This window comes from Nocardioides sp. Iso805N (assembly GCF_000364605.1).
GTDB lineage: Bacteria > Actinomycetota > Actinomycetes > Propionibacteriales > Nocardioidaceae > Nocardioides.
The window spans coordinates 756,997-772,691 of record NZ_KB822575.1 but is presented as its reverse complement, the minus strand read 5'-3'; the positions used below and the strand labels follow the sequence as shown (position 1 = coordinate 772,691).

Below are 15,695 nucleotides of genomic sequence, written 5' to 3'. Positions count from 1 at the left end.
GAGGTCAGTTCGCGTCGGTCGAGTGGCCGGTGTTCGGGTTCGACGTACCGGAGATGTCCATCAGCTCCAGCGAGGCGCCGTCCGCGACCATGTCGATGTCGGTGATCAGCCCGTCGACCACGGTGAACAGGAACGCCACCTTGACCTCGCGGTGGTGCACCCAGGCCGCGTTGGCCCAGCCGTCGACGGTGACCGGCATCGCCCCGCGCGCGCCGTTGAACCGGTCCGCGACGGCCTCCTGACCCACCCGTACGTCGGCACCCATCGCCGCTCCCGCCTGGTCGGCGTGCAGGGCGACGTCGGGGGCGAGCAACGACAGCAGCCGGGGCAGGTCGCCGCCGCGCGCGGCATCCAGGAACGCGTCGACGACTGCGCCGTGCTCGCGCCGCTCCGCCTCCAGGTCCGCACCTCGCAGCCGGCGCCGCGCCCGTGACGCCAGCTGGCGCACTGCCGCGTCCGACCGGCCGAGGGTCGCGGCCACTTCGTCGAACGGCACGCCGAACAGGTCGTGCAGCACGAAGGCGACCCGCTCGATCGGGGAGAGCGTGTGCAGGACGACCAGCATCGCCGCGTCCACGCGGTCGGCCAGGATCGCGTCCGCCTCGGGCCCGGCAGCCGGGTCCGGCTCCTCGGGCAGCTCGTCGGTCGGCTGCACGTGCCGGCGGCTGCGCAGCTGGTCCAGGCACAGCCGGGTCACGGCGGTGGTCAGCCAGGCGGCGACGTTGTCCGGCCCCTCCGGGGTGGAGCCGGTCGAGATCGACCCGCCCAGCCGCAGCCACGCCTCCTGCACGACGTCCTCGGCGCCGACCGGCGACCCGAGGATCCGGCCGGCGATGGCCAGCAGTCGCGGTCGCTCCGTCTCGAACCGGGCTCCGAGCTCGCTCTCGTTCACGCTCATATCGTCCTCGACGGACGAGCGGAGCGAAACGTGACATCACACCTCAGGACGGGACACGTCAGGACGGCGCTGCGGCCCGGAGCCGCTCCAGCAGCGGACCCGCAGCCTCGTCCAGGAACCGCTGCTGTCCCTCGTCTCCCACCTGCACCAGCCCGATGTCGGTGAACCCGGCCGACCAGAAGGCGCTCACCGCCTCCACGATCCGGTCGAGGTCGGGTCCGCAGGGGATCGAGCCGGCGACATCCTCGGGCCTGACGAACTGGCTGGCCGCCGAGAAGCCGGCCGTCGTGGGCAGGTCCGCGTTGACGCTCCAGCCGCCACCGAACCAGCGGAACTCCCGGTGCGCCCGCTCGATCGCCGCCTCCTCGGAGCGATCCCAGCAGATCGGGATCTGCCCGATCGCCCGGGCTCCGGAGCCGATCTCCAGCGCGTCGGGCTGGGCGTTCCAGGCGGACACGAGCTGCCCCTCCGGCTCCACGGCGATGAGATCGTCGCCGTACGGTGCGAACGCCTCGACCGCCCGCTCACCGGCACACGCGATGGCGATCCGCACCGTCTCCTCGGGCAGGTCCCACAGCCGGGCGGAGTCGACGTCGAAGTGCTCGCCACGATAGGTCACCAGATCGCCGGCGAAGAGCGCCCGGATCACCTCGATGGCCTCGGTCAGCATGTCCTGCCGGGTCTCCAGGCCGGGCCAGCCGACGCCGATGGTGTGCTCGTTGAGGTTCTCGCCGCTGCCCAGGCCCAGGGTGAACCGCCCCTCGCTGAGCAGCCCGAGGGTCGCGGCCTTCTGCGCCACCACCGCCGGGTGGTAGCGCATGGTCGGGCAGGTCACGTAGGTCATCAGGCCGATCCGCGAGGTGGCCTGCGCGACGGCGGCCAGCACCGCCCAGGCGTACGGCGCATGTCCCTGCTCGGTCAGCCAGGGCGAGTAGTGGTCGCTGCTCTGCAGGAAGTCGAAGCCGACCTCCTCGGCGCGCTGCGCGTAGCCCACCAGCTCGCGTGGCCCGCTCTGCTCGGTCATCAGGGTGTAGCCGAAGTTCGTCATGCCGCCCCTGTACCCCCGCGCTACCGTCAGGGACATGAGTCCTGCACAGCTGCTCAAGGACGCCTTCGGGCGCATCGCGGAGGGTGGCACGGCCGTCATCGACGGTCTCACCGACGCCCAGCTCACCTACCGGGTCGACCCGGAGGCGAACACCATCTCCTGGCTGGTCTGGCACCTGGCCCGCGTCCAGGACGCCCAGGTCGCCGACGTCGCCGGTCACGAGCAGGTCTGGACCGCGCAGGGGTACGCCGAGAGGTTCGGGCTGCCGTTCGACGTCGGCGCGACCGGCTACGGGCAGAGCTCGGACGAGGTGGGCCAGGTGCGGGCCAGCGCCGAGCTGCTGGCCGACTACCTGCGCGCCACCCACGAGGCCACGCTGCGCTACCTGGAGGCGGTCGTCGACACCGAGCTGGACAAGGTGGTCGACGATCGCTGGGACCCGCCGGTGACCCTCGGCGTACGGCTGGTCTCGGTGCTCGAGGACGATGCCCAGCACCTCGGCCAGGCCAACTACGTGCGCGGCATCGTGGAGCGCGCCGGCGTCTGATCGCTCGACTCAGACGTTGAGCGGATCCGGTCGCTTGACCCGGTAGGCCACGAACGTCGGCGCCAGCACCGCGCACAGCGCCATGCCGACGATCACCAGCACGCCGCCACCGAAGGTGGTCGCCGCGGTGCCGACCACCGCCGCCGCGCCGCCGTGCACGACGTCGGCGATCCGGGGCCCGCCGGCCACCACCACGGTGAAGACACCCTGGAGTCGGCCGCGGACGTTGTCGTCGGCTGCGGACTGCAGGATCGAGCCGCGGATCGCTGCCGAGGCCACGTCGGCGGCGCCGGCGACCATCTGGAAGAACAGGCCGAGGATCAGCATCGGGATGCGCAGGTTGGGGGTCACCCACAGGGTCGCGCCGAACAGTGCGATGCCAGCGCCCCACACCGTGATGCAGCCGAGCACGATCAGGCCCTGGCGCTCCACCCGCGACATCCACCCCGACAGGACACCGCCGACGACCGAGCCGGCCGGAATCGCGGCGAAGAGCAGCGCGAAGGCGATGCCACCGTCGGCGGGACCGAGGAAGGACTCGTGCGCGATCTGCGGGTAGAGCGCGCGCGGCATGCCGAAGATCATCGCGATCAGGTCGACCACGAAGCTCATCAGCAGCACCGGCTGCGTGCGCAGGTAGACGAACCCGTCCAGCACGGAGCGCAGGCCCGGAACCTTGGCGCCCGCGCCCTCGACGGGCATCCTCGGCAGCAGCACCACGGCGTAGAGCGTGGCGAAGAGGGTGAGGGTGTCGATGAGGTAGAGGTAGGTGTAGCCGGTGACCGGGATCAGCACGCCGGCCACGAGAGGTCCGGCGATGGCGCCGGCCTGCATGACCGTCATGAACAGCGAGTTCGCTGCAGGAAGCAGCTCGGGGGAGAGCAGCTTGGGCAGCATCGCCGCGCGGGTGGGGGAGTTGACCGCGAAGAACGCCTGCTGCACCGCGAAGAGGCTGAGCAGCAGCCACACGTTGGAGTTGCCCATCGCCGACTGTAGCCAGAACAGCGCGCTGGTGCCGATCAGGCCGACCGTCGAGATGAGCATCATCAGGCGTCGGTCGAAGTGGTCGGAGAGCGCTCCGCCGTACAGGCCGAAGATCACCAGGGGGACCAGCCCGAACAGGCCGGTCAACCCGACGTACGCCGAGGAACCGGTGTCGGCGTAGATCTGCGCGGGAACCGCGACGACCGTCAGCTGGGCGCCGACCATCGTCACGATCATGGCGATCCACAGCCGCCGGACGTGTGGTTGGCGCAGGGGTCGGGTGTCGGCGACGAGGCTGCGCAGGTTGACCACGGTGCCACAACTTACGTCGAGGCGGCTTTACTCCCGGAATCGATGGCGGAGGTCGTGGCCGGGGTAACACGATCTCCCGGCGTGGCAGGGTGTCTCCATGACGTCGCCGACCTCCCCCGAGCCCCTCGTCCTGCCCGACGCCGAGTCCGCCGGGTCCGCCGAGGCCTGGGTCCGGCAACGCTACGAGCAGGCCTTGGCCCGCGCGGAGGAGCTCGCCGAAGAGCTCCGCACCAACCCGCCGCGGGACGCGCTGGCAACGTTGCGGATCTGGGACGACGTGACCCTGGCGTTGCACGGCACCTCCGGCATGGCGAGCCTGCTCGCCAACGTGCATCCGGTCGAGGCGGTGCGCACCGAGGCCGAGGCAGCGGAGAGCGGCGTGCAGAGGCTCACCACAGCGCTCGCCCAGGACGCCGGCCTCTACGCCGTCTTCGCCGGCCTGGACATGACCGGTCTGGACCCGCTGGCGGAGCGGTTCCACAACAAGATCCTGCTCGACTTCCGCCGGGCGGGCGTGGACCGGGACGACGCCACCCGGGCCCGGCTTCAGGAGATCAACGAGCGACTCCTCGAGCTGGACCAGGAGTTCTCCCGGATCGCGCGCGACGACGTACGGACGGTGCGGGTCTCGCCCGACCGCCTCGGTGGGCTGCCGGCCGACTTCATCGCCTCACACCCTGTCGACGACGACGGCCTGGTCACCATCACCACCGACTACCCGGACTCGCTGCCGGTCTTCGACTACGCCGAGGACGCCGAGCTGCGGACCGACCTGCGCCGCGTCTACCTCAACCGCGGCTACCCGGCGTCGGACCCGGTGCTGCACGAGATGCTCGATCTCCGGCACGAGTACGCCACCACGCTCGGCTACCCCGACTGGGCCTCCTTCGACGCGGAGGTGAAGATGATCGCCTCCGGCGAGGCGATCCCGGTGTTCGTCGAGAAGATCGCCGAGGCCGCCCGCGAGCCGGGCGAGCGGGACCTGGCCGTCCTGCTCGAGCGCTACCGCCGCGACGTACCCGACGCGGAGCGGGTCGCTCTCGCCGACGCCAGCTACTACCGCAACCTGGTCTTCGCCGAGCGCTTCGACCTCGACACCCAGCTGGTCCGCACCTACTTCGACTTCGCCAAGGTGCGCGCGGGCCTGCTGGAGGTGACGGGGCGACTCTTCGGCGTCAGGTACGACGAGGTCGATGCGCCGGTCTGGCACGAGGAGGTGACGTCCTATGACGTGGTGCGCCTCTTTGACGGCGCGCGGCTGGGCCGGATCCACCTGGACCTGCATCCCCGCGAGGGGAAGTACAAGCACGCGGCCCAGTTCGACCTCGCGCCCGGTGTGGCAGGCAAGTCGGTCGCGGAGGGGGTGCTGGTCTGCAACTTCAGTCGCCACCTGATGGAGCACGACCACGTCGTCACGCTGTTCCACGAGTTCGGCCACCTGGTGCACCACGTGCTCGGCGGCCAGGGCGAGTGGACCCGGTTCTCCGGCGTGGCCACGGAGTGGGACTTCGTCGAGGCGCCTTCGCAGATGCTGGAGGAGTGGGCGTGGGACCCGGCCGTGCTGGCCTCCTTCGCCACCAACGAGGCGGGCGAGCCGATCCCGGGCGAGCTGGTCGCCAAGATGCGTGCCGCGGAGGAGTTCGGCAAGGGCTACCTGACCCAGACCCAGACCATGTATGCCGCCGTCTCGTACTGGTTCCACCAGGAGCGGCCGGCCGACCTCACCGCACGGATGGTCGAGCTGATGGATCGCTACGGTCCGTTCCCGTACCTGGAGGGCACCCACTTCTACGCGTCGTTCGGTCACCTCGGCGGCTACTCCTCGGCCTACTACACCTACCAGTGGTCGCTGGTCATCGCGAAGGACCTCTTCAGTGCCTTCGACCCCGAGAACCTCTTCGACACCGACGTCGCCGGCCGCTACCGCGACACCGTGCTCGCCCCGGGCGGGTCCAAGGATGCTGCCGACCTGGTCGAGGACTTCCTGGGGCGGCCGTTCACGTTCGCGGCATACGCGGACTGGCTCGCCCGCTGACGGGCGGGCTGATCCGTCCGCCGAGCCTGTCGAGGCGCCTCGACAGGCTCGGCGAACGTGCACGCGGCGAACGTGCAGTCACAACTCAGGTCAGCGGGTTCAGCTCCGGCTCGACATGCGCGTCTCCCAGGTCGGCCACGTAGTCGCTGGCGACCGTGCGATCCTCGCCATCCGGCACGCGCAGCGCTCGGAGCACCACTGTCGCCAGCACCGCCACCACCACGTTGATCACGAACGCCGTGAGCGCGATGTAGACCCCGGTGTTGGTGAACGGGAAGTTCGCCACCGACCCGCCGAAGTGGCGCTGGGTCGGAGAGGCGGTCCGGTAGGCGGTGATCGTGCCGTAGGCCATCGCGACAGCCCAGGCCAGCAGCAGCGCCCAGCGGTGGAACCAGCGGGTGTAGAGCCCGGCCACGATCGCCGGGAACGTCTGCAGGATCCAGACCCCGCCGAGCAGCTGCAGGTTGATCGCGAAGCTCTTGTCCATCGCCAGCACGAACAGCAGCGCACCGAACTTGACCACCAGTGAGACCAGCTTGGCGACCTTCGCCTCCTCGGTCGGCGAGGCGGCGGGCTTCAGGTACGCCTTGTAGATGTTGCGGGTGAAGAGGTTCGCCGCAGCGATCGACATGATCGCCGCCGGCACCAGCGCACCGATCACGATGGCGGCGTACGCGACCCCTGCGAACCACGCCGGGAACTGGTTCTCGAACAGCTGCGGGATCGACTGCTGCGGGTTGGCCACCTTGACGCCCGCGGCGATCGCCACGAAACCGAGCAGGGCGAGCAGCCCCAGCAGGAAGGAGTACGCCGGCAGTAGCGCCGCGTTGCGCCTGATCACGCTGCGATTGCGGGTGGAGAGCACACCGGTGACCGAGTGCGGGTACATGAACAGCGCGAGCGCGGATCCCAGCGCGAGCGAGGCGTAGGCCCAGTGGCCCGTGGGTCCCGGCATGATCGCCTTCGGAGCGGCCTGCTTCGCCGCGATCGCATCCGCGTTCTGCGTGTTGAAGTCGGTGAAGCCCTTCTGCACGGTCTCGAAGATGTGCCCCCAGCCGCCGACCTGGTGCGGGATGTAGATCACCGCCACGATGATCACGACGTAGATCAGCGTGTCCTTGACGAAGGCGATCAGCGCCGGAGCGCGCAGTCCGGCGGAGTAGGTGTAGGCCGCCAGGATGATGAAGGCGACGAACAGCGGCAGGTCCTTGACGAACCAGTTGTCGCTGTTGCTCTGCAGGCCCATCACCTGCAGCACCACCTGCATGCCGACCAGCTGCAGCGCGATGTAGGGCATGGTGGCGACGATCCCGGTGATGGCGACCGCGAGTCCCAAGCCCTTCGACCCGTAGCGCCCCTCCACGAAGTCGGCCGGCGTCACGTAGCCGTGCCGGTGCGAGACCGACCACAGCCGCGGCATGAACGCGAACACGAGCGGATAGATGATGATCGTGTAGGGAACGGCGAAGAACCCCGTCGCACTACCGGCGTACAGCGTCGCGGGCACCGCGATGAAGGTGTAGGCGGTGTAGATGTCGCCGCCGATCAGGAACCACGCGATGAACGTGCCGAAGCCGCGGCCGCCCAGGCCCCATTCGTCCAGGTTGTCGAGCCGGCTCACCCGTCGCCAGCGCGCGGCGGCGAAGCCGAGCACGGTGACGACCAGGAACAGGAACAGGAAGACCCCGAAGGCGACGCCGTTCACAGCGGCTCACCGCCGTTGCCAGGGGCGTCACCGTCGCGCGGCGCCTGCCCGCGAGCCGCGCGGTCGCGACGGAAGGCCTCGCGGGCCACGAGGAAGGCGATCGAGGTGCACAGCGCCGCGAACAGCACCAGCAGGAACTGGAACCAGAAGTAGAACGGGAACCCCCACAGCGTCGGATCGATCCTGGTGTACGCCGGTACCACCAGCGGGGGGACCGCCGCGAGCAGCAGCAGGATCCCGACCGCTATCCACAGAGGGGTGGAACGAGTCGACATTGCTCACCTCCGAGTCAGAGCGATGACCAGCGTGACCGTAGTCACACTTGTCCCGCCTGTCACCCGATGAGCGGTCTTCCATGCGCCCACCGGTGGCTGTGCCGCGGTGACCGGCGCCGGAAGCGCGAACGGGCGCGGATCCGATGAGGATCCGCGCCCGTTCGCAGGCGTTGAGCAGACTCAGGCGGTCTTGATCGCCGAGATGTCGAACTCGAGCTTGATCTTCTCCGAGACCAGCACGCCGCCGGTCTCGAGCGCGGCGTTGAAGGTCAGGCCCCAGTCGGAGCGGTTGATGGTGGTCGCGCCCTCGAAGCCGACGCGGGTGTTGCCGAACGGGTCCTTGGCCGAGCCGGTGAGCTCGAACGGCACGGTGACGGGGTGGCTGACACCCTTGATGGTCAGGTCGCCCGTGACCTCCCAGGTCTCACCGTCGAAGGCCACGTTCGTGGACTTGAAGGTGATGTGGGGGTGGGCGTCGTTCTCGAAGAAGTCGCCGGAGAGCAGGTGACCGTCGCGGTCCTTGTTGCCGGTGTCGACCGAAGCGGCGTCGATCGTGATCGAGACCGAGGACGCGGCCGGGTTCTTGGTGTCGACGTGGGCGGTGCCCTCGAACTGGTGGAACGAGCCACGGACGGTGGTGACCATGGCGTGCCGGGCGCTGAAGCCCAGGTGCGTGTGCGCGGTGTCGAGCGTGTAGTCGCCCGAGATGTCGTCGATGGCGGTGGTCGGAGCGTCGAAGGTCTCGGCGGTGGCGTCCGACTTCTTGCTGAAGATGCCCATGATGTCTCCCAGATCGCGGTAGTTGAAACGTTGATTACCTTAGCGACCGTCGGGCCCGATTCATTCCCGTTCGGGAGGAAAATCTTTGGTGAACGCGACAGAGCCGCGACTCCGGGCGGGAGTCGCGACTCTGGGTGCGGCGCGCCCGTGAGGCGCGGGCCCGCATGCGTCAGGCCGACAGTGGATCAGCGGCGGATCAACGGGGTCGGATCAGGCAGCGTGCGGCGAGTGCGCGTGCAGCTGGATGTCGGTCATCCAGACCGCCTCCAAGCGGGTGCGGCCCTTCGCGTCCACGACCGGGACCCAGCGAAGCGTGAGCTGCTGCTTGGACACCTTGGATTCCTTCATGAGACACCTCCTGTTCACCATCTGTTCACCAAAGGTAGCGCCCCTCCCCGACAAATGCCAGCGAACGCCGAAATTCGTTGGCGTCGCTCCACCTGGCACCCGGAATCGCGGCGGAATCGGCGTGTTTCGCTCCACCGCCCGCGGGAGCACGACCTGGTGATGCCCTCCGCGCTCGGCTCGTGACGGCGCACGGGTGCGCGGTTATAGCAGGTCGACACCCCGCGTCGAACAGGTTGTGACCTGGCGCACCGCGCCCACGAATGACCGAACCCCGCGCGGAGGTTCTACCTTTGTGGGGTGAGCAACACCGACGAGACCACCGCGCCCGCGCCGACCTTCGCCGAGCTCGGCCTCGCCGATGCCGTTCTCGCCGCGGTCACCGCCGCCGGCTACGAGAACCCCTCGGCCATCCAGGCCGCCACCATCCCGCCACTGCTGGCCGGCCGCGACGTCGTCGGCCTGGCCCAGACCGGCACCGGCAAGACGGCCGCCTTCGCGCTGCCGATCCTGTCCAACCTCAACCTCTCCGACACCTCCGCGCCGCAGGCGCTGGTGCTCGCGCCGACCCGCGAGCTCGCGCTGCAGGTGTGTGAGGCCTTCGAGCGCTACGCCGCCAGCATGCCGGGCGTGCGCGTGCTGCCCGTGTACGGCGGTCAGGGCTACGGCCCGCAGCTGACCGCGCTGCGTCGCGGCGTGCACATCGTCGTCGGCACCCCAGGCCGCATCATGGACCACCTCGACAAGGGCACCCTCGACCTGTCGAAGCTGCGCTTCCTGGTGCTCGACGAGGCCGACGAGATGCTCAACATGGGCTTCGCCGAGGACGTCGAGACGATCCTGGCCGACACCCCCGAGACCAAGCAGGTCGCGCTCTTCTCCGCGACCATGCCGGCCCAGATCCGGCGCCTCTCCAAGCGCTACCTGAACGACCCGCAGGAGATCTCGGTCAAGTCGGCGACCAAGACGAACGCCAACATCACCCAGCGCTACCTGATGGTGTCCTACCCGCAGAAGGTGGACGCGCTGACCCGGATCCTCGAGGTCGAGAACTTCGAGGGCATGATCGTCTTCACCCGCACCAAGTCGGAGACCGAGACGCTGGCGGAGAAGCTGCGTGCTCGCGGCTTCACCGCGACGGCGATCAACGGCGACATCGCCCAGAACGTGCGCGAGCGGACGGTCAACCAGCTCAAGGACGGCTCGCTGGACATCCTCGTCGCCACCGACGTCGCCGCCCGCGGTCTCGATGTCGACCGCATCTCCCACGTCGTGAACTACGACCTGCCGACCGATGTCGAGGCCTACGTGCACCGCATCGGCCGCACCGGGCGTGCCGGCCGCAAGGGCGATGCCATCTCGTTCGTCACCCCCCGTGAGCGCTACCTGCTCAAGGCGATCGAGAAGCACACCAAGGCCGCGCCGGCCGAGATGAAGCTGCCGAGCGTCGACGAGGTCAACGCGACGCGTCTGTCCCGCTTCGACGACGCCATCACGGAGGCGCTCCAGGAGCAGCCCAAGGTCGAATTCTTCCGCGACGTGGTCCAGCACTACGTCGACGAGTTCAACGTGCCCGAGGTCGATGTCGCCGCGGCCCTGGCCGTGGTGCTCCAGGGCGAGGTCCCGCTGCTGCTCGAGGACCAGCCGGAGCCGGCCCCGCGCGAGCGGCGGCAGCGCGAGGACCGGGGTGAGCGTGGCGAGCGCGGCGACCGGGGTCCGCGAGAGAGTACTCGTTCGCGTCAGACCGGCCAGCCGCTGGCGACCTACCGGATCAACGTCGGCAAGCGTCACCGCGTCGAGCCGCGCCAGATCGTGGGCGCCATCGCCAACGAGGGCGGCCTGCGTCGCGGCGACTTCGGCAACATCTCCATCCGGCCGGACTTCTCACTGGTCGAGCTCCCCGCCGACCTGGCGCCGGAGACCTACGCCGCGCTGGAGAACACCCGGATCAGCGGCAAGCTGATCGAGTTGCGCCTCGACGAGGGTGGCTCTGCGGGCGGCTTCGGCGGACGCGGCCCGCGGCGCGAGTACGGCGACCGTCCGCGCGGCCGGTCCCACGACCGCGACGGCTCCGACGAGGGCTCGGACAGCCCGCGCAAGAAGCCGCGTCACAAGAGCTGACCACATCGCTTCTGGCCCCGGCAGCCTGACGGCTGTCGGGGTCTCCTGGTAGAAACCGGGACATGAAGCGCGTGATTCTCGGGTCTGCTCTCCTCCTGGTGCTCACCGGGTGCGGGGGCGGTGGAGGGACGCCGCACCCCAACGAGCCCGATCGGGCGAGCAACGTCGCCGTCCTCGCCGGGGCCCTGACCGGAGACTTCCGCTTCGACCAGGTGCACTTCGCCACCGGCAGCACCGCAGCCGGGGCCGCTTCTGACTACCAGCGCATCGTCGCAGGCATGGGCGGGGTCAAGCCGCAGGTCAAGGCGGTCGGCACGGCACTGCGGTGGAGCTGGCCCCTGCGGGGTGGGTCGTGGACCTACACGACCAAGGTGTCGGCCAAGGGCGCGGATGGGCCGGTCACCTGGAGTCCGACAGTGGTCAGCCCGACGCTGACCGACGCCAAGGCGGTGCTCAAGGCGGTCACCGAGGAGCCCGCTCGTGGTGACATCCTGGGCGCGGGCGGTCAGCCGCTCGTCACCAGTCGCCCGGTCGTGGTCTTCGGCATCGACATGGCGCAGGTGTCGGGCCGCGCGAAGGCCGTGCGTTCGGCCCGGCGGCTTGCCCAGCGCCTCGGCATCGATCCGGACGCCTACGCCAAGCTGGTCAAGGCGGCGGGAGACAAGCAGTTCGTCGAGGCGATCACCTATCGGGCGGGGCAGGCTCCGGTGAGTGCCGCCCAGGTCGCCACCATCCCGGGAGCGCGCGTGGTCCACACCGACTCCCCGCTAGCGCCGACGAAGAGCTTCGCAGCGCCGATCCTGGGCGCGGTCGGACCGGTCACCGCCGAGATGGTCAAGAAGGACCCGGCGAAGTACCGGGCCGGCGACGTCGCCGGCATCAGCGGCCTCGAGGCGCGCTACGACGACCAGCTGCGCGGCACCCCCGGCACCATCGTCGACCGAGTGGCCGGCGACGGCACCGTGACGCAGGTCTTCGACGCGCCCCCGGTCGACGGCAGGCCGCTGACCACCACCCTCGACCTGAAGCTGCAGAATCTCGCCGAGAAGTTGCTCGCCGGGGTGAAGCCGGCCAGTGCGCTGGTGGCGCTGCGGCCGAGCACCGGGGACATCCTGGCGGCCGCCAACGGGCCCGGCAACAACGGTCTCAACCTCGCCACCTACGGCCGGATGCCACCGGGCTCGACGTTCAAGACGGTGGACTCGCTCGCGTTCCTCCGGGCCGGCATGACCCCGAGCTCGATCGTGCCGTGCACCAACGAGACCACCGTGGATGGCAAGAAGTTCACCAACGACTCCGACTATCCCGCCGGCGCCACCGGCAACGTGCCGCTGTCCACCGCGATCGCCAACTCGTGCAACACCGCGGTGATCAGCCAGCGCGACAAGGTCTCCAGCGACGCGCTCGCGTCTGCGGCGGCCTCGCTCGGCTTCGGCGTGGACCACGACACCGGCTTCCCGGCCTTCTTCGGTCAGGTCCCGCCGGCCGCGAGCGAGACCGAGAAGGCCGCGGACATGATCGGCCAGGGCAAGGTGCTCGCCTCCCCGATGGTGATGGCCAGCGTCATCGGAGCCATCCAGGCGGGCTCCTCGACAGTGCCGCGCCTGATCGACGGCACCGAGGTGAAGCCGGCCGGCAGGGCGATCACCGCCAAGGAGGACGCGCAGCTCAAGGAGATCTTCCGCGCGGTGGTCACCCGTGGGACCGGTCTCGGCCTGGCCGACATCCCGGGGAAGCCGGTCATCGCCAAGACCGGCACCGCCGAGTTCGACCGCGGCGGCAAGAGGCTCACGCACGCCTGGATGATCGCCGCTCAGGGCGACATCGCGGTTGCGGTCTACGTCGACGAGGGCGTCACCGGCGCCCAGACCGCCGGTCCCGTCGTCGAGGGCTTCTTGCGTGGCGCGTCGAAGCAGGTGCACTGAGCAGGCACCCGGAAATCGGGGAGGCCCCCCGCTGCATGGGGTCAGTGAGGGGCCCATCGAAATGCGGAGTGCTCCCTCCTCAAGTCGACGAACACATGATGCAACGCCGTGCGCCATGCTGTCGAATACCTGGTCCGCAGTGCGACTCTTGAAGCATGAGTGGAATGGATCTGGTCGGACCTCAGCAGCGCGGACTGTTCATCGGCGGGACGTGGCGGGAGGCGGAGGGCGGCGAGGACTTCGCCGTACTCGATCCTGCTGACGGTTCCGTGCTGGCGCGCGTCGCCGACGCCTCGGTGAACGACGCGATCGAGGCCCTCGATGCTGCTGTCGCGGTGCAGGAGGAGTGGGCGCGGACCGCCCCGCGCGCCCGAGGCGAGATCCTGCGAGGTGCCTTCGAGCTGATCAACGAGCGTGCGGACGACTTCGCCGAGCTGATGAGCCTGGAGATGGGCAAGACCGTCGCCGAGGCGAAGGGCGAGGTGTCCTACGGCAACGAGTTCTTCCGCTGGTTCTCCGAGGAGGCGGTGCGGATCCACGGCCGCTGGATGCAGGCGCCCGCCGGTGGCAGTCGGCTGCTGACGGTGAAGAAGCCGGTCGGGCCGTGCTTCTTCATCACGCCGTGGAACTTCCCGCTGGCGATGGGCACCCGCAAGATCGGCCCGGCGATCGCGGCCGGCTGCACGATGGTCGTCAAGCCGGCTGAGCTGACGCCCCTGACGATGCTCGCGCTGGCCCAGGTGCTGACAGAGGCGGGTCTGCCCGAGGGCGTCCTCAACCTCATCCCCTCGACCCGCGCCGCCGAGCTCAGCAAGGCGCTGATGGAGGACGACCGGCTGCGCAAGGTCTCCTTCACCGGCTCCACGCCGGTCGGCAAGATCCTGGTGCGGCAGTCCGCCGACCAGCTGCAGCGGATGTCGATGGAGCTGGGTGGCAATGCGCCGTTCCTGGTCTTCGAGGACGCCGACCTCGATGCCGCCGTCGAGGGTGCGATGGTGGCCAAGATGCGCAACATGGGCGAGGCCTGCACCGCTGCGAACCGCTTCCTGGTGCATCAGGACGTCGCGCGGGAGTTCGCGCAGAAGCTCGCCGACCGGATGGGCCGCCTCACCGTCGGGCGCGGTCAGGACGACGGCGTCGACGTCGGCCCGCTGATCGAGGAAAAGGCGGTGGAGTCCGTGCACCAGCTCGTCACCGACGCCATTCACGACGGCGCCACCCTCGTCACCGGCGGTACGTCGCCCGACGGCCCCGGCTTCTTCTACCAACCGACCGTGCTCGTCGACGTTCACCCGGAGTCGGAGATCAACAGCCACGAGATCTTCGGCCCGGTCGCACCGATCAGCACCTTCGCCGACGAGGAGGAGGCCGTTCGCCGCGCGAACGCCACCGAGTACGGACTGGCCTCCTACGCCTACACCCGCGACCTGGCCCGCACCATCCGGCTGGCGGAGTCGCTGGCCTATGGCATGGTCGGGATCAACACCGGCCTGATCTCCAACCCGGCCGCGCCCTTCGGCGGGGTGAAGTCGTCCGGCTTCGGGCGCGAGGGCGGGTTCGAGGGGATCGAGGAGTACCTCGACACCACGTACGTCGCGCTGCCCGCGGACCACTGAGCGGATGACAGCGGCCTGATGGCGGCGCCGGGTCACCGCCGGGTCACCACCGGGTCACCGCCGCACTAGCCTGCGGTCATGGAGCCGTACGCCGACGTGGTCGATGCCTACCGTGACTTCGCCCGCGACGTGGGCACCGACTCGCCGACCTTCAGTGCGTGGGCAGAGGCGGTGGCCGCGGACGCGGAGGTGCTGGCGTGGATCGGGACGCTGCCCGGCATCAAGCAGCAGCCCAATCTCGTCTTCGCCGCCGCACGCTGGCACGGCGTACCTGCTCCCGGTCCCTACCAGGGCCTGCGCGAGGCGTTGCTCGCCGACGGTGTCGACGGCCCGATCCGCGCCACCATCCTGAGTCGGGCCACCCAGACCAACGAGGTCGGCCGATTGGCCACCCTGGTGCCGGCGTTCGGCCGGATCGCGGCCGATCAGGCGGATCCGGCTCGTCCGCTCGCCCTGCTCGAGGTCGGCGCCTCGGCCGGCCTGTGCCTCTACCCCGAGCGCTGGGGCTATGCCTGGCACACCGACGAGGGCGACGTACTGCTCGGCGAGGAGCCACGGCTCGCGTGCCGGGTCAAGGGTCCGGCGCCACTGCCGGCGCGGATCCCCGAGGTCGGCTGGCGCGGTGGCATCGACCTGCACCCGCTCGATGTCGCCGATGCGGACCAGATGGGTTGGCTGGAGCAGCTGATCTGGCCTGAGCACGAGGAGCGGCGTACGCGGCTGCGTCAGGCCGTGCGGGTGGCCCGCGCCGACCCGCCGCAGTTGGTCGCCGGCGACCTGCTCACCGAGCTGCCCGCGGTGGTCGAGCGCGCGGCCGCGCACGGCACGGTGATCGTCTTCCACAGCGCCGTGATCGCCTACCTCACGCCGGACGACCGACAGCGGTTCGACCGGCTCGTGCGCGGCCTGGTCGCCGACGGTGCCTGCCACTGGGTCAGCAACGAGAGCAAGCGGGTGCTGCCGAGCGTGACCGCGACCGGTCCCGAGATCCCGGAGCAGAAGCCGACCTTCGTGCTCGGCATCGACGGCCGGGCTGTTGCGCACACCCACGGGCACGGCCGCTCGATGCGCTGGTTCGGCTGAGCGTCGGCCACCTCGGCCGCA

General features: G+C 69.8%; 13 protein-coding genes. 6 read left to right on the top strand and 7 right to left on the bottom strand.

Going from position 1 to position 15,695, the window contains the following annotated elements:
* Positions 1 to 4: 4 nt before the first annotated feature.
* Together H036_RS21730 and H036_RS0103625 are read right to left on the bottom strand one after the other, a co-directional pair.
* Positions 5 to 892, bottom strand: a complete 888-nt coding sequence (locus tag H036_RS21730) for a sigma-70 family RNA polymerase sigma factor (RefSeq protein WP_081615436.1) — start codon at positions 890 to 892, stop codon at positions 5 to 7.
* 64 nt (positions 893 to 956) lie between these two features.
* Positions 957 to 1,946, bottom strand: coding sequence for a TIGR03557 family F420-dependent LLM class oxidoreductase (locus H036_RS0103625; protein ID WP_017933414.1), 990 nt, complete (start codon positions 1,944 to 1,946; stop codon positions 957 to 959).
* 34 nt (positions 1,947 to 1,980) lie between these two features.
* Between H036_RS0103625 and H036_RS0103620 the strand changes: the two genes are divergently transcribed.
* Positions 1,981 to 2,493, top strand: a complete 513-nt coding sequence (locus tag H036_RS0103620; protein WP_017933413.1) for a mycothiol transferase — start codon at positions 1,981 to 1,983, stop codon at positions 2,491 to 2,493.
* A gap of 9 nt (positions 2,494 to 2,502) precedes the next feature.
* Here H036_RS0103620 and H036_RS0103615 read toward each other — a convergent pair whose 3' ends face one another.
* On the bottom strand, positions 2,503 to 3,789 hold the full coding sequence (locus tag H036_RS0103615) for an MFS transporter (RefSeq protein ID WP_017933412.1): 1,287 nt from the start codon (positions 3,787 to 3,789) through the stop codon (positions 2,503 to 2,505).
* A 97-nt stretch (positions 3,790 to 3,886) separates the two neighbouring features.
* Here H036_RS0103615 and H036_RS0103610 point away from each other — a divergent pair, with 97 nt between their 5' ends.
* Positions 3,887 to 5,824: a M3 family metallopeptidase gene (locus tag H036_RS0103610; protein ID WP_017933411.1), complete on the top strand. Its 1,938-nt coding sequence runs from the start codon at positions 3,887 to 3,889 to the stop codon at positions 5,822 to 5,824.
* Positions 5,825 to 5,909: 85 nt separating this feature from the next.
* On the opposite strand, the gene mctP is transcribed toward H036_RS0103610, so the two are convergent.
* The 4 genes from mctP to H036_RS25245 all read right to left on the bottom strand — a co-directional run bounded on the left by mctP (position 5,910) and on the right by H036_RS25245 (position 8,932).
* On the bottom strand, positions 5,910 to 7,529 hold the full coding sequence (gene mctP, locus H036_RS0103605) for a monocarboxylate uptake permease MctP (protein ID WP_017933410.1): 1,620 nt from the start codon (positions 7,527 to 7,529) through the stop codon (positions 5,910 to 5,912).
* A complete protein-coding gene (locus H036_RS0103600; protein ID WP_017933409.1) occupies positions 7,526 to 7,804 on the bottom strand; it encodes a DUF3311 domain-containing protein in 279 nt (92 codons plus the stop codon). Before H036_RS0103600 ends, mctP begins: the two co-directional genes overlap by 4 nt.
* Before the next feature lie 180 nt (positions 7,805 to 7,984).
* Positions 7,985 to 8,584, bottom strand: coding sequence for a YceI family protein (locus H036_RS0103595; protein ID WP_017933408.1), 600 nt, complete (start codon positions 8,582 to 8,584; stop codon positions 7,985 to 7,987).
* A gap of 210 nt (positions 8,585 to 8,794) precedes the next feature.
* Complete coding sequence (locus tag H036_RS25245) at positions 8,795 to 8,932, bottom strand: hypothetical protein (protein ID WP_017933407.1); 138 nt, start codon at positions 8,930 to 8,932, stop codon at positions 8,795 to 8,797.
* A 297-nt stretch (positions 8,933 to 9,229) separates the two neighbouring features.
* Between H036_RS25245 and H036_RS0103585 the strand changes: the two genes are divergently transcribed.
* From H036_RS0103585 to H036_RS0103570, 4 genes are all read left to right on the top strand, one after another.
* On the top strand, positions 9,230 to 11,050 hold the full coding sequence (locus H036_RS0103585; RefSeq protein ID WP_017933406.1) for a DEAD/DEAH box helicase: 1,821 nt from the start codon (positions 9,230 to 9,232) through the stop codon (positions 11,048 to 11,050).
* Positions 11,051 to 11,112: 62 nt separating this feature from the next.
* Positions 11,113 to 12,975: a penicillin-binding transpeptidase domain-containing protein gene (locus tag H036_RS0103580; RefSeq protein WP_017933405.1), complete on the top strand. Its 1,863-nt coding sequence runs from the start codon at positions 11,113 to 11,115 to the stop codon at positions 12,973 to 12,975.
* A gap of 164 nt (positions 12,976 to 13,139) precedes the next feature.
* A complete protein-coding gene (locus H036_RS0103575) occupies positions 13,140 to 14,591 on the top strand; it encodes an aldehyde dehydrogenase family protein (protein WP_017933404.1) in 1,452 nt (483 codons plus the stop codon).
* Positions 14,592 to 14,669: 78 nt separating this feature from the next.
* Entirely contained in the window at positions 14,670 to 15,674 is a 1,005-nt protein-coding gene (locus tag H036_RS0103570; RefSeq protein ID WP_017933403.1) for a DUF2332 domain-containing protein, read from the top strand.
* Positions 15,675 to 15,695: the final 21 nt, after the last annotated feature.

Bases quoted from the DNA above. Each gene is read 5' to 3' on its own strand.
- H036_RS0103610 (WP_017933411.1), top strand. From the start codon at position 3,887: ATGACGTCGCCGACCTCCCCCGAGCCCCTCGTCCTGCCCGACGCCGAG.
- H036_RS0103600 (WP_017933409.1), bottom strand. From the start codon at position 7,804: ATGTCGACTCGTTCCACCCCTCTGTGGATAGCGGTCGGGATCCTGCTG.
- H036_RS0103595 (WP_017933408.1), bottom strand. From the start codon at position 8,584: ATGGGCATCTTCAGCAAGAAGTCGGACGCCACCGCCGAGACCTTCGAC.
- H036_RS0103575 (WP_017933404.1), top strand. From the start codon at position 13,140: ATGGATCTGGTCGGACCTCAGCAGCGCGGACTGTTCATCGGCGGGACG.
- H036_RS0103625 (WP_017933414.1), bottom strand. From the start codon at position 1,946: ATGACGAACTTCGGCTACACCCTGATGACCGAGCAGAGCGGGCCACGC.
- H036_RS0103580 (WP_017933405.1), top strand. From the start codon at position 11,113: ATGAAGCGCGTGATTCTCGGGTCTGCTCTCCTCCTGGTGCTCACCGGG.
- H036_RS25245 (WP_017933407.1), bottom strand. From the start codon at position 8,932: ATGAAGGAATCCAAGGTGTCCAAGCAGCAGCTCACGCTTCGCTGGGTC.
- H036_RS0103570 (WP_017933403.1), top strand. From the start codon at position 14,670: ATGGAGCCGTACGCCGACGTGGTCGATGCCTACCGTGACTTCGCCCGC.
- H036_RS0103620 (WP_017933413.1), top strand. From the start codon at position 1,981: ATGAGTCCTGCACAGCTGCTCAAGGACGCCTTCGGGCGCATCGCGGAG.